The 14,925-nt window shown below is 49.5% G+C and carries 10 protein-coding genes; 7 read left to right on the forward strand and 3 right to left on the reverse strand.

The genetic code is table 11. The annotated features are described in order from the left end of the window. Positions 1 to 14: 14 nt before the first annotated feature. The 3 genes from ICL07_RS07710 to ICL07_RS07720 are packed head-to-tail and all read right to left on the reverse strand — an operon-like array spanning position 15 to position 2,386. Positions 15 to 599, reverse strand: coding sequence for a GrpB family protein (locus tag ICL07_RS07710; protein ID WP_188087340.1), 585 nt, complete (start codon positions 597 to 599; stop codon positions 15 to 17). 54 nt (positions 600 to 653) lie between these two features. Then, entirely contained in the window at positions 654 to 1,343 is a 690-nt protein-coding gene (locus tag ICL07_RS07715) for an SH3 domain-containing protein (RefSeq protein WP_188087341.1), read from the reverse strand. After that, complete coding sequence (locus ICL07_RS07720; RefSeq protein WP_188087342.1) at positions 1,340 to 2,386, reverse strand: metallophosphoesterase; 1,047 nt, start codon at positions 2,384 to 2,386, stop codon at positions 1,340 to 1,342. The genes ICL07_RS07715 and ICL07_RS07720 overlap by 4 nt, the downstream gene beginning before the upstream one ends. Positions 2,387 to 2,565: 179 nt before the next feature. On the opposite strand from ICL07_RS07720, the gene ICL07_RS07725 reads away from it, so the two are divergent. The 7 genes from ICL07_RS07725 to ICL07_RS07755 all read left to right on the forward strand — a co-directional run bounded on the left by ICL07_RS07725 (position 2,566) and on the right by ICL07_RS07755 (position 14,922). Next, entirely contained in the window at positions 2,566 to 3,282 is a 717-nt protein-coding gene (locus tag ICL07_RS07725; protein WP_188087343.1) for an RNA polymerase sigma factor, read from the forward strand. Positions 3,283 to 3,296: 14 nt separating this feature from the next. Continuing rightward, positions 3,297 to 4,472 carry a FecR family protein gene (locus tag ICL07_RS07730; RefSeq protein ID WP_188087344.1) on the forward strand — a complete coding sequence of 392 codons (1,176 nt, stop codon included), beginning with the start codon at positions 3,297 to 3,299 and terminating at the stop codon, positions 4,470 to 4,472. A gap of 176 nt (positions 4,473 to 4,648) precedes the next feature. Continuing rightward, on the forward strand, positions 4,649 to 7,984 hold the full coding sequence (locus ICL07_RS07735) for a TonB-dependent receptor (protein ID WP_188087345.1): 3,336 nt from the start codon (positions 4,649 to 4,651) through the stop codon (positions 7,982 to 7,984). A gap of 24 nt (positions 7,985 to 8,008) precedes the next feature. Beyond that, the gene (locus tag ICL07_RS07740; protein ID WP_188087346.1) at positions 8,009 to 9,469 is read left to right on the forward strand and encodes a RagB/SusD family nutrient uptake outer membrane protein; all 1,461 of its coding nucleotides are present in this window, start codon (positions 8,009 to 8,011) and stop codon (positions 9,467 to 9,469) included. Between the two features lie 153 nt (positions 9,470 to 9,622). Then, positions 9,623 to 10,210 carry an RNA polymerase sigma-70 factor gene (locus ICL07_RS07745; protein ID WP_188087347.1) on the forward strand — a complete coding sequence of 196 codons (588 nt, stop codon included), beginning with the start codon at positions 9,623 to 9,625 and terminating at the stop codon, positions 10,208 to 10,210. Positions 10,211 to 10,304: 94 nt separating this feature from the next. Continuing rightward, positions 10,305 to 11,258 carry a FecR family protein gene (locus ICL07_RS07750; protein WP_188087348.1) on the forward strand — a complete coding sequence of 318 codons (954 nt, stop codon included), beginning with the start codon at positions 10,305 to 10,307 and terminating at the stop codon, positions 11,256 to 11,258. Positions 11,259 to 11,433: 175 nt separating this feature from the next. Continuing rightward, a complete protein-coding gene (locus tag ICL07_RS07755) occupies positions 11,434 to 14,922 on the forward strand; it encodes a SusC/RagA family TonB-linked outer membrane protein (RefSeq protein WP_188087349.1) in 3,489 nt (1,162 codons plus the stop codon). The last annotated feature ends 3 nt before the right edge of the window (positions 14,923 to 14,925 follow it).

Genomic DNA, 14,925 nt, shown 5'->3' on the forward strand with positions numbered 1-14,925 from the left:
GTGAAAAATGTAGCTTACTTTGTCGCCTTGTTCTGCGCGGTGATGTCCTGCAGTGCGTTTGCTTCCATGCCGGTGTGTGCCAGTATAGCCGTAATAAACGCCGTTTTCCCTTCTACATAACTGTCAATATCATTCGGATATTTTGCCGCCAGTTCCTGTTTGAGCCGGCCGTATTGCCGGACCGCTTCGGGATGCTGCCGCAGGTAATTGCGGAGCTGCAAATGGTTTTTCAGACTGGTACAACCTTCCAGGCAAACATACAAATGATGGGCCGGCCATTGGGTACCGCTGCCATCCCGTGGAACGCCGTCATCATTTCTGCCGAAGGCTTCTCTGCCGGGAATGCCCAGATCGCCCCGCCAGGTATACCCTAATTGCTCCAGTACAGCCACTACCGGGGGTAAATCAGCCGGCTGCGAAATGAGTATGTCAATATCGAGGATCGGTTTAGCCGGCAGTCCGGGTACCGAAGTACTGCCTACATGTTCTATGCCAGTCGTCAGTTTGCCCAGCTGTGCCCGGTATATAGCGGCCAATTGTTCAAAAGTATCGGCCCAGGCAGTGTTGTAGGGCACTACGGTAATAGTTCGCTGTTCCATGGCTATCGGTTAGGTGTAATATAAAGATCCTGATTTTTTTGCGGAGACCCGCAGTTAAAATCCGTAAAAAATAGCCCTTTGGCTATATTCACCGCGATCGAATTGTAATAACACGTCATAACTACCGGCGCCATCGCTGTTGCTGGCCACAATATAAAGCCGGTCGTTTTTCCGGTCGTAGCATACGGATGTCAACTCAGGATTCGGGTTATACAAATCGCGTATAGCGTAGTCTGGTACTAACACCGCGCGGTTGCCGATCTGTATGGTAAAGGTATTGTACTGCCAGACAGGCAATCCGCCATCACTACCATAAAATATCTTCCCATCAATCTTGTCAATGATAGTATACCCATCCTGCAATCTGTTTTCTATTTTATGGTCCTTTTCCACAAAAGGTTTTGTGGTAAACATCACTGTTATGGAATCCTGCTGAAATACCACGCTGGAAGTATTCTGCTGCCGGACTTTGACTGACGCAAAGCTATCCAACGGTATTAAACGGGAACGATGAATATATCCACTGGTGATTTCATGTTTCCGGTAGTATTCCACATGGTGCCATTCCCCTTCCGTTTCCTGTATATAGGCCACCATGCCATCCAACAACTTACCGATAATTTTTTTAGAGACGCCTGCGCCTTCTCTTACATTCGTGTAACCATCCTTGTCGCGTACGATGGCAAATTGGGCTTGCAACTGCATTCCCCATAACAATAATACCAGTGCGCTAATAAATTTCATCGTTTCGTATTAATTGAAGGTGGGAAATCTATCGGTGCCAGTCCCATTGCTATCGCCAGCTGATTGATTTTCTCCGGCGTTAGCAGGCTTTTCTGCAGATCTTCCACTTTCAGGTTTTGTTGACTGCTTTTAAATAAATACGTTTTAAACGGATATTGGTTGGCCTCCCGGCTGAATGTTTCCCGGCCGGCTTCCAATAGTTTGCCGGCAAAGGTATCGAGTTTTTCTTTCAGCACCGGAAAGAGCGCTTCCAGCCGGAGCAGGCCCTGATGTACCTGATCCAGGTAGCTACGGGCTGCCGGTTCTTCTATATAAGCCAGTTTATCCAGCTGCCGCTTTATGGCCGTTAATTCCATCTCTCCCCAGTTTTTTGCCTGCAACACCGGCACCTGCCATTGCTGTTGTTCCGTTTTCCAGTAATCCTGTTCACACGCCACCTGGTGAATGATAAACCCCGGCAACTCCACTGCTGTAAGGTAACCACCATGACAGCAGCCGGTATCGATACCATAGGTATTGTTATGCACCAGGGGCTGATTCCCTACTACCCGATGGCCATAAATGACCGGCTTCTCCCCCATATACTTATCTGCCCAGTTAGCCTCCGGGTATTTTTTCTCCAGGTATTTTTCGCCGGCGGTAGCGCCACAAAGCACGTCCTCCCGCTGCGTTGCCAAGGGTACATCGTGTTCCAGGGCAGCATGTACGATGATGGCCTCCGGCGTTTCGTAATAATAGGGCAGTTGCGCCGCCCATTCCAGGAATGCCGGATACTCCGCTCCCAGCTGCAATTTGACAATATCCTGTGCATAATTGAGCACTCCGTTCAGGTGTTTACGCTCGTGGTTGCCCATCAGGACGATGGAATGGGGCCGCTGCCGGAAATAATGGTATACTTCCTTCGATTTGTTGCCACGGTCCACAATATCGCCCAGGGAGATCAGCACATCATCATCTGTAAGGCCTATCTGCCGGGTTAACATCATCAGCTCATCGAAACAACCGTGGATATCTCCGATGATAAAATGGCGAACTGTTTTCATACGGTCAAGGGTATACTACGCAAGATACATTTATTCTCCGGCCGGCGTCTATATGAAATACCGGATTTTTTGTCGTATTATGGCAGTCAGTAACCACGTTTCAGGGTAATGGAAAACGAACAATGAAGCTACTGGCCGCCATCAACCCGGCCATATAAAGTTTCTGTTAAGACTGGCGCATGGCAGATAAATATGCCAGAGGAGATACTACTTTTATTTTTTGTTTTTTCTTTAACGGCGCATTGCAGTACATGATCTCAGGAAAAGATTTAAAGAAAGAATGGGGGGAATTTGCCACACAGGAAAGCCAGAAAGCTTTTCACAGCATTTACATGCACTATTTCCACTACCTGTCTTACCTTGGACTGAAAAAAGGTTTCGGCAGTGAACAGGTGAAAGATACCATCAATGATGTTTTTCTGAAGCTGTGGGAAAGCCGGCAAAAACTGCAACAGGTACAGCATTTCCATAATTATATCCTCACTATTTTCCTGCGGACGCTTTTCCGGCAGGACAACCTGGATATAGACACCACCGTTATAGCCGGCGAAACACCGGACTGGCTGCTGACGGCTTCCGCCGAAGAGCAGCTGATTGCCCGGGAACAAAGCGTGCAGCTACATAAAACCGTCAGCCAACACCTGGAGAACCTGCCCTCCCGGCAACGGCAGATGATCTACCAGAAATTTTTCCTGAACCTGTCCTATGCTGAGATAGCCACCGCCAACGGGGTGTCTGTCAATACGGTGTACAATACCATCTACAAAACACTGGACAAGCTAAAATCCAGTATCAATAAGGAATTGATCACAGCGCTGATCTACCTGCTTTTTTTCTCCCACATTTTATTTTCTCAGGGAGTAGTGAAAATGGATTTTTTCTCCCTCTATTTATAAACAGCGTATGATTTATGTCTGAGAAAGACTTCTCTTACCTCGTTCAGGACGAGCGGTTCATTAACTACTGCCTGCAGCGGAACGCCGCAGATGTACAGTATTGGGAAGAACGGCTCCGTGAAGACCCTATGCTGGCCAGGGAAGTCGCAGCACTGAAGCCGCTGGTACAGGCACTCGCTACCGCTTCGCCACAACAGGAAGCGCAGCAGCAATGGGAGCAACTGCAACAACGACTGTCCGCCTCGCCTGCCGTGCCTCCGCGGAAAAGCCGCCTGGCAGCTTATCGCTGGCCTGCCGCTGCTGCCGTACTGGCGTTACTGCTATGGGGCGCCTGGTGGCTGAAACGACCGGCAGTAATACCAGTACCCGTAACACAAAAAAATACCCCGCAAGATATTCCGGCCGGCGGTAACAAAGCCACCCTCACCCTCGCCAACGGCGCCCGTATCCTGCTCGACGAGGCCGCTAATGGCGCCGTCGCCAGTCAGGGCGGTATCCAAATTCATAAAACGGCTAACGGTCAACTGGTATACACCCTTGCTGCCAACAACCCAGCTGCCGATACCGGCTACAATACCATACAAACACCTAAAGGCGGTCAATACCAGGTAAACCTGCCGGATGGCAGTAAGGTATGGCTCAATGCCGCTACCACGCTGACTTTCCCGGCAGCCTTCGGCCCCGGCGGACGCACCGTGACGCTTAACGGGGAAGCCTACTTTGAAGTAGCGGCCCTTCCTCACGCCCAACCATTTACCGTTCAGGTAAATGACCTGACCGTCGGCGTATTGGGCACCACGTTTAATGTAATGGGGTACAGCGACGAAAAAAATATCCGTACTACGCTGTTGACAGGCGCTGTGCGCGTTAGCCGGGGCAATACCAGTAATGTGCTGCAGCCCGGCCAGCAAGCTATCGGCAATAGTTTGCAGGTACAGGCAGCAGATACCGAAGAAGCCATCGCCTGGAAAAACGGCATGACTGTTTTCACCAATGCCGATATACACAGCATCATGCGGCAAATAGCCCGCTGGTATGATGTGGAGGTTGTTTACCGAGGAGACATCCCACAGCGGCTCTTCACAGGCAAAATACCCCGCGATGCCAATGTATCCAAAGTGTTGAAGATTCTTGAACTAAGCAATATTCATTTTACAATAGAAGACAGAAAGATTATTGTCACACCTTAACCATCCATCCTGACATGAAATAGCACTACGACACCAATATTTTCATGCCGTTCAAAAAAAACCGGTAGTGCTGGTAACACTACCGGTGGGCGCTGTTTTCTCAAAACTGCCCGTTTGAGCGCATGTCAACAATCCGCTACAGACGATTAAACACTTCACTCAAACTTTTCAAAAGTATGAAATTTTCTACGCTTTATGTTCCTCCAAAAGGACAATGGAAGAAGCATTGCAAAATCCTGATGATCATGAAACTGACGGTATTTTTACTCTTCGTGGCCTGCCTGCAGGTAAGTGCTGCCGGATATGCCCAGCAACTCACGTTGTCTGAGCAGAACGTACCACTGGAGCGTGTTTTTAAGAAGATAGAACAACAGAGCCGCTACCTTTTCTGGTTCGAGAATACCAGTCTTCACCCAACCCGGCCTGTCAGCATACAGGTGAAAGCAGCCACCCTGCAACAGGTACTCGACGAATGTTTCAGGGACCAGCCGCTCACCTACAGCATCGTGGACAACGTGATTGTGGTAACCGCTAAACCAGCGGCGCCCTTCAACCCACTCAACCTGCTACAGGTAAAAGGCCGCGTTACCGATGAAAAAGGCATCGGTCTTCCCGGCGCCATCGTCCGCATCAAAGGCAGTACAGACGTCACTTCTACCAATGCCAACGGGGAGTTCACCTTTAAAAATGCCGGCAACAATGCGGTATTGGTGGTATCCTACGTAGGGTACGTAACCCAAGAAATCCCTTACAGCGGCCAGGATGGCTTCACCGTGGTACTGAAAGAAAAACCTACCGGTCTGGATGAAGTGATCGTAGTAGGCTATGGCCAGGTAGCCAAAAAAGACCTCACCGGTTCCGTAGCTACCATCAAAGGCGAGACTTTTGAAAACGTGCCTATCCTCACACTCGATCAAATGCTGCAGGGCAAAGCACCCGGTATGCAGGTGACTTCTATCAGCGGTCAGCCCGGCGATGGTACCAGTATCCGTATCCGTGGCGGCAACTCCCTCAGCGCCAGTAATGAACCGTTGTATGTTGTAGACGGTATCATTGCTGCCGGTGATGAGTTTAACCTCAACCTGCTCAATCCTGAAGACATCGCGTCCATCGATGTATTGAAAGATGCTTCTTCTACCGCTATCTATGGCGCCCGTGGCTCCAACGGCGTGATCCTCATCACCACTAAAAAAGGGAAAACAGGCAGGGATCGTGTATCCGTCAACGTTAATTCCGGTTACCAGGAACTGCCGAAATTTATTGATATGATGAGCGGACCGGAGTATGCCCAGATGGTCAACGATCAGCTGGCATCACAAGGAAAGCCGGCTTTTTATCCCGATGTGAATAACGTACCCAACACCAACTGGCAGAAAGAAATTACCCGGGCAGCCAGGCAGAACAGCGTCACCGCCCAGGCTTCCGGCGGAGATGCCAAATCCACCTATATGATTTCCGGCAACTATGCCGACCAGGAAGGCATTATCCTCAACTCCGGCTTCAAACGTTACCAGTTCCGGTTGAATTATACGAGAAACATCTCTTCCAAAGTACAGGTAAATACCACGCTCAACGCCGGTAGCGGTCTTACCCAAAACAATCCCGTATCCCTCGGCGGCCTCGACTACTACTCCTCTGCACTGGGCGTAGCACCCAGTATGCCGGTGTATAAAGACGATGGTACCTTTGCCTTAAAAAGAGAATACAGCTCCGGTAACCTCAATCACCCGTTGGCACAGGCTACCTTTAGTTCCAATCCTATCCGCAGGAATAACCTGCTGGGTAATGTGACCATCAACTATAAACCCATCAAAGGCCTGACATTTAAAACCTCTTTTGGTACAGAACTTAACTTCACCAAAAACAATTCCTACTCCTCCGGCCAGATGCCGGTCGCTAAAGCCAATAATAACGGTGGTGTGGCCAGTGTAGCCACCACACAGGATATGATGTACCTGCTGGAAAACACAGTATCCTACAATCAAACCATCCGGAAAAACCATCGTATCGATGCAGTAGCCGGTATGACCTTCCAGACTGCCAACACCGAATATGTAAAAGCCTCCGGCTCCAAATACCCGACAGACGGGATGGAATACAACAACCTGAATGGCACCGATCAAAGCACATTTTACATCGGCTCCTCGTATTCGCAATTTGCGATCGTATCTTACCTGGGCCGCGTCAACTATGGCTTCAAAGACCGTTACCTGTTGACGCTTACCGGCAGAGTGGATGGCTCTTCCCGTTTCGCCGCCAATAACAAATACGCCTTTTTCCCCGCAGTGGCGCTGGCATGGCGGGCTATCGAAGAACCGTTCATTAAAAACCTGAACGTATTTTCCAATCTGAAACTGCGCGCTTCCTACGGTAAAGTAGGCAGCCAGGCAATTGCACCTTATGGCTCGCTGCCCACCCTCACCGGTTCCCGGTACATCCTCGGCAGCAATAGCAACACGCTGGGCTATGTGCAGGGCAATTATGGCAATGCTGATCTTCGCTGGGAAACGACCGGTCAGTATGACCTCGGCATCGAAGCAGGGTTCTTTAACAACCGACTCACCATTGAAGCCGACGTATATACGAAACGTACCAACGACCTGCTCAACAATAAACAGTTACCGGAGCAAACCGGCTATTCCAGCATCCGCACCAATATCGGCGCTATCCGTAACAGTGGGATAGAGTTGATGGTCAACACCGTTAACATCGACAGAAAAAACTTTAAATGGAGCACTTCCTTTAACATCGCTCATAATAAAAACAAAGTAGTGGACCTCGGCGGAGTAGATTATATCCTTACGCAGAACGTCAGCTATGCGGGTAATGTAAGCCGCCTTACCCTCAACGATCCGGTAGGTACCTTCTGGGGAGCGGACTACTATGGTACCCGTAAAACACTCGACAAAATACCCGGCGCCGTATCGCCTAATGCCGTACCCAGACTGGGTGAAGCGTTATACGTGGACCGTAACGGCGATGGTAAACTCAGTGTGGATGACTACCACGTAATCGGTGATGCCAACCCGCGCATCTTTGGCGGTATGGCCAACAACCTTACCTACAAACAGTTTACGCTCAACTTCTATATCTCTTACTCCGAGGGTAACCAGATCATGAACATCGCGGACGCCTTCTACAACTCCGGAGACCTGCTCTCCAACCAGTATAAAACGCTGGTCAACCGGTGGTCTCCACAGAACCCGAATTCAGACATCCCCGCTTTCTCCCGGGATTATATTCCCAACACCCGCTGGATATATGACGGTTCTTTTATCCGGCTGAAATCACTCACGCTGGGGTATAATATTCCGGCTAAAACATTGCGTGCCCGCTGGTTCCAGAACATCAATGTATACCTTTCCGCATCCAACCTGTTCCTGATTACCTCTTATCCGTATTATGACCCGGAAACCAATGCCTACGGCAGAAGTTCGACCGTACGTGGATTTGACGCCACCAATTATCCACAAAGCAGGACCTATGTGGCAGGCATCAAAATAGATCTTTAATCTCTCTGAAATCAGTACAACAACATGAAAAAGCTATATATACTTCTCAGCGCGGGCTTGTTACTGGCTTCCTCCTGCGGGAAGCAGCTGGTAGAAAATCCGAAGAGCGCCATCGGTACCAATACTTTTTATTCCAATGATGCAGAAGCCATCCTCGGTGTGAACGGCGTGTATTCGTGGCTGGGCACCTCCGGCGCTTTCAAAAGCAGCTTGTGGCGTGCGCTCGATGAAGGCACCGATGTGATCCGGGGCCGTATCTGGGTGAATGATCCGGTGCCTACCTATCAGTTGACCTCCTTTAATCCCGGTTATACTTCCGCTATCTGGACGACCATGTACCGCGGTATCAGCAACGCCAACCTGGTAATAGACAAAGTGAGTAAAGCGCCGGGAGTGAGCAAAAACATCAAAGACCGGGTAATCGGCGAAACGGAGTTCCTCCGCTCATTGTACTATTACTATCTCACCGGCCTCTTTGGGGATGTAGTATATTACGACGAAACCAATTACGCCATCGAAGCTACCCAAAGCCTGCCCCGTGTATCCGCTGCCGATATCCGGGAGAAACTGGTAGCTGCATTACTTGATGCAGAAAGTAAACTACCCGCCAAATTCACCGGCGCCGATGCAGGCCGTGCTACCAAAGGCGCCGCACAAACATTGCTGACCAAAGTTTATCTCTGGCAAAAGAAGTGGGACCTTGCGCAGAAAAAAGCGCAGGACATTGTAGATAGTAAGACATATGTATTACAAGCCAACTATGCCGATATTTTTACCGAGACCAATGAATTTGGCCCTGAAATTATTTTTGAAGTAGACTTTGAACCGGTGCTGAACGGTCATGACCATTCCGCCTGGTACCAGCCACAGAAGCAGGTGGGCGTAAGTCCGTTTGCAGGCCGTTCCTGGTATGGCACCTATATTCCGTACACCACTTTTGTAAACACCATCGAAGCCAACGACAAACGCCGTGCTTCCATTATCGCCACCAGCTATAACAACCAGCCTTTCCTGATAGATCCGGTAGAACAGATCAAAGCCTGGAGCGGACCTAAGTTCTGGCGGCTCAATACCAGCCAGGACAACGACGGCGGATTGGACATGTATGTTTTCCGTTATGCCGATGTACTGCTGATGCTGGCCGAAGCGGCCAACGAAAACGGGGATGCAGACAAAGCCCTCTCGGCTGTGAACGAAGTACGCAAACGCGCCTTTGGCGCCACAGGCGTATTTACCGCGCCGCTAAGCGCATCCGGTATGCGTGATTACCTGTTCAGAGAGCGTGCCGTAGAATTTTATGGAGAAGGCCAGCGCCGGCTGGACCTGATCCGGTGGGGTAAGCTGGTATCGGCCGTTAAAACAGCCGCCGCCACGGAAGACACCTATATTGCCACCAATATCCAGGATTTCCATGTGCGGTACCCCATACCCGCCATTGAAATTCAGAAAAACCCTAACCTCGCGCCCAACAACGACGGGTATTAAAAACCCGTCACCTGATTCAATCCAACAAAAGCCCGGAGCGTTTGCTCCGGGCTTTTGTTGGATTGATCGCTTCCCTTTTGTGATCCCATTTATCAAAAAAGCTGCGCCTCTAAACTAAAATCCCTATTTTGGCTACGTGAAATGGATTTCCAGATGCCAAAATCAAATCGTGATTTCCCGGATGACCAGGGGAAAGAGTTATGGGAGAAGATGAGGACCGGGGGTGATCAGTATGCCTTTGCCAGTTTTTATCATCATTATGCCAGCCGGCTTTTTCACTTTGCCAGCACGCTGTTGGGCGCCAGAGAGCCCGCAGAAGAAGTGGTCAACGATGTGATGCTGTGGACCTGGAAAAACAGACATACCCTGCCTGTAGTTGAAAAAGTGAGCGTATACCTCTACACCGCTACCCGGAACACCGCATACAACTATCTGAAAAAAAATGCACGCAACAGTATCGATCCGCTGGATGATCTCCAGTCCGACCTGTTGCAGTTTTCCCCTTCTCCTGAGCAACTGCACATTTCTTCCGAAACCGTGAAAAAGATAGAACAGGCTATTAACACCCTGCCGGGGCGTTGCCGCCTTGTCTTCAAACTAATCCGGGAAGATGGGTTGAAATACAAGGAGGTGGCCGATATCCTGGATATTTCCATTAAAACAGTGGAAGCCCAGATGGCCATTGCTATCAAAAAACTACACCAGCAGTTGCAGGAGATGACGGCATCTCCCAACAGCTAAAAAAATATTTTTCATCCCCTTTTAGGGGTTTTTGCATAAACAGGTTGCCTTATACAGAGAGGCATCTTTAGACAGAACTATCAGAACCAAGGATATGTTGCCTGAAAATATTTGGGAAATAGTGGCCCGGAAACTGTCCGGAGAAGCCTCTGAAGCGGAAGAGAAGGAATTGCAGGCCCTGATGGGCGAGCATCCCGAACTACGGGAAACCATACACGCCGCCGAAGCGCTGCACCTTACTCCTGCGGTAGAAAACACCGTAACGGAGATGTCCGCGCATGGATGGCAACAACTACAGCAGGAGATGCAGGATACCCCTGCCCCCTCCCGCTTTCGCATCCGTCGTTTGTTAATCCGTGCCGCTGCTATTGTGGTGATAGGATTGTTATCGTATAACTGGTGGCAACATAACAGTGGGACAAGCATTGCCACCGGCGATACCAAAGACAGCATACTGCTGCCCGATGGCTCCCGGATATTTCTGAATGCACACACCGTAGTGTATTATGCACGCAACTATGGCCATGGCAGCAGGGAAGTATCGCTCCAAAGCGGAGAAGCCTATTTTGAAGTGGCACAACAGGAAAACAATCCGTTTACCGTACATGCCGCAGACGTGGATATTAAAGTGCTGGGAACAGCCTTTAACGTACATCGCTCCGCCAACGGACAGGTGGATATTTTCGTGACCAGCGGCCGTGTAAAGGCTGAAAACAAACATGGCAGCAGTATGGTACTACAGGCCGGCGCACAGGTCACCTCATCGGAGAAATCACCGGATATCAGACCGGTAACCACTTCCCCTGAAAATGTATTGGCCTGGAAAACCAACCGCCTGGTGTTTAACCAGATGCCGCTCAGCCAGGTAGCCGTAGTACTGGCCAATTACTACCAGCTGGATGTAGTGGTAACGGACAGTGTCGTATCACACAAAGTATTACAGGCCACGTTCAACAACAAATCGCTGGACGAAGTGCTGGATATAATCGGAAAAGCCTTAAACGTCAACATTACACAGAAAAATAAAACACTTGAATTTCATCCGTAAAACAGTAAAAACATCAACCAAAAAATGCCATAGCGATGAACAGTGAACAATTCTACGCGCTGGTGCAAACAACAAAAAGAAGAACAACCATTTAAATTAAAACTGTATTCCTGGCCGTCTCCACGGGTGCTTCCAAAAGCGCCAGGAGATCTTATTCACTAAAAAACCAGCTCTAATGAAAAGAGTGCTATTACGCATGCAACCGCGCCACCGCGGGGGCAGGAAACTCCTTTGCCTGTTAATAACGGGCTCCCTGTTGACATGGCATAACCTGGTTTATGCCGGCGCTGCTTCCTGGCAGGACGATACCAACAATCCAAAAGTGTCGCTGCATATGACCAGGGCCAGTATGAGAGACGTGATCTCACAGATTGAGAAACAAACCCGTCTGTCTTTTGCCTATGATGTCAGCACGCTACCGCCACGGGAAATCAGCCTTAACATCGATGCACAACCGCTTTCGGAAGTATTACCTAAACTGTTTCCGGCCGACAAATTCTCCTACACCGTTAAAGGTGACCAGGTAATTATCTCCCTTCACAATTCCAAACCTGCTAACACCAGTAGTAATAATACTGGTACTGCCCAGGAAAAATTCGTAATCACCGGTAATGTTACCGACGGTATCAATGGATTGCCCGGTGTGACCGTGCTGGAAAAAGGCACACACAACGGTACCAGCACCGATGAAAACGGCCGTTTCCGTTTAGCCGTTACCGATAAAAACGCGGTATTGGTCATCAGCTTTATCGGTTACGAACCCCGCGAAGTGCCGGTGAAAGGCAGCGCTACCATACATGTGCAGTTGCAGACCGATCAGAAAAAGCTGGATGAAGTAGTAGTGACCGCCCTTGGTATCAGGAAAGAGAAAAAAGCCCTCGGTTATGCTGTACAGGAAGTAAAAGGTGAAACAGCCGTCAAAGCCCGCGAACCCAATGCCGTCAACTCCCTCGCCGGCAAGGTGTCCGGTCTGGTGATCACCACCCCTACCCGCCTGTTTCAAAACCCGGGTATCTATCTCCGGGGCGTAAAACCACTGATCGTAGTCGATGGTGTACCTATCAACTCCGACTCCTGGAACCTCAGCGCAGACGATATTGAATCCTACAGCGTACTGAAAGGTCCTAATGCAGCGGCACTTTATGGCTCACAGGGACAAAACGGCGCTATCCTCATTACCACTAAAAAAGGTACTACCGATAAAAGAGGTATCTCCGTAGAACTCAACTCCAGTACCCAGTTCCAGATGGGCTTCCTCGCTATCCCCACCAAACAGGAACAATATGGTCCGGGTTCCAACTTCCAGTATGAATACGTGGATGGCATGGGAGGCGGTACCAATGATGCAGATTACGATATCTGGGGGCCTAAATTTGAAGGGCAACTCATCACGCAGTATAACAGCCCGGTAGATCCGCAAACCGGCAAATTAGTGCCTATACCCTGGTTAAGCCGCGGACATGACAACCTGCGCAATTTCCTGCGCAATGGTTTACTGTCATCCAACAACATTGCTATCTCCGCCAACAACGACAAAGGTAATATGCGGATGTCGGTAACACAGCTCTATCAGAAAGGCGCGGTACCCAATACCAAACTGGGCGGCACCAACGTCAATTTCTCCGGTACGCTGAATGTCAACAAAAAAATGACGTTGTCTACTGCTATCAACTACGATAAACAGTATACCCCCAACTATCCGGACGCTACTTATCAGCCGTCCAGCCCTATTTACACACTGATGCTGTGGAGTGGCGCCGACTATGATATCCGCGATCTCAAAAACTACTGGATGCCCGGTAAAGAAGGGATACAACAACGTAACTTTGAATCTTACCAGTATACCAACCCTTATCTGACCGCCTACGAAGCCCTGCACGGTTACTACAAAAATGACCTGTACGGACATATCAAACTCAATTACGTTTTTGATGATCACTGGAGCGGCTACTTCCGCACCAACGTTAGTTCGTATGACCTCTCCGAAAGTAAACGCTACCCGATCTCCGGTTCCTATCGTTCCGGTGATGGCGGCTACTTCATTAAAGGTGGCTATAACCAGTCGGGCGAAACCTATTGGGACAATAACACCGATGTATTACTGAGCTACAACCATAAAATCGGTAAATCTTTTGATGTAAAGGCATCCGCCGGAGGCAACCTGCGGACAGTGAAATACAGCCGCCTTTATGCACATACCAATAATGGTTTATTGCTGCCCCAGCTGTGGACCGTGGATAACAGCGTAGATCCGCCGGGCGCAACTTCCACCAAAAACAACCGCCAGGTAAAAAGTGCGTATGCTTCAGCAGACTTCTCCTTCCGGGATTATCTCTTTTTGGGAATGACCGGCCGCATGGACCAGTCCAGCACCTTACCCGCCAATAAAAACGCCTATTTTTATCCCTCTGTCTCTTTGAGTGCGGTGATGTCAGACATCCTGCATCTTCCTGAAGCCATATCCTTCTGGAAACTGCGTGCCTCCTATGCCAACGTAGGCGGAGACATGGTAAATGATGATGGTACGGCAAAATACAACCTCTACAACAGCTACACTGTCGGTAGCCGATGGAATGGCAACCCGGCAGAAGTATACGGTGATATTCTCTACAATCCCAACATTCAGCCAGCCTTCAGTAAGTCTTATGAAGTAGGTACCGATATCCGTTTGCTCGACAACCGCATCGGACTCGATGTATCGGTATATAAAACACTGGATGGCCCGCAGATTTTCTATCCTGCCATCTCCGAAGCCTCCGGCTTCAAAACCCGGCAGATGAACGGCCTGGTGACGATGCGCAAAGGCCTGGAAATATCGCTGAATGCGTCCCCTATACGATCTGCAGGCGGCTTTAACTGGGATGTGCTGGTGAACTGGTCTACCTATCAGAAATATCTCAATAAAGTATATGATACCCTGAACGTATACAACCGGGTAAAAATCGGTGAGCGCATGGATCAAATCTTCATGACGGACTTCCAGCGTACGCCCGATGGCAAACTGGTATTGGGTTCCAACGGCCAGCCACGCTCCAACTCCTATGTTTCCAAAGTAGGTTATGCCAACGATAAATGGGTGGCTAGTATCATCAATACCTTCTCCTATAAAAACCTCTCCCTGCGTGTACAGGTAGATGGCCGTTACGGTGGTAAAATCATCAATTATCTCGACCAGAAGATGTGGCAGGGTGGTAACCATCCCCTCTCCGCCAATCAATACCGCGAAGCCGATTGGCAAAACCGCAACACAGCCGGCTATAAAGGTACCTATGTACCTGACGGCATGCAGATAACCAGTGGTTCCCTTCAGGTAGATGGCGATGGCAATGTCATTTCCGACAGCCGCAAGTTCGCCCCCAATACCACACCGGTGTTATGGCAAACATGGGCCAAAAACTACTATGGCAATGCGATCACCAACCTGTACGACCGCTCCTACCTGAAGGTACGGGAAGTAGTGCTGACCTACAACCTGCCGGCGGATCTGCTGAAAAGAGTGAAAGTCGTTAACAGAGCCAGTGTATCCGTAGTGGGCCGCAACCTGTTTTACCTGGCGCATGAAGGCGTGAGAGATATAGACGTTGACCAGTGGATAGATCAAAACGCAGGATTGGAAATGCCTTCCACCCGCAGCGTAGGCTTCAACATTAACCTTGTTTTCTAAAAC

It is taken from the genome of Chitinophaga qingshengii (genome assembly GCF_014529935.1).
In the GTDB taxonomy this organism is placed as follows: domain Bacteria; phylum Bacteroidota; class Bacteroidia; order Chitinophagales; family Chitinophagaceae; genus Chitinophaga; species Chitinophaga qingshengii.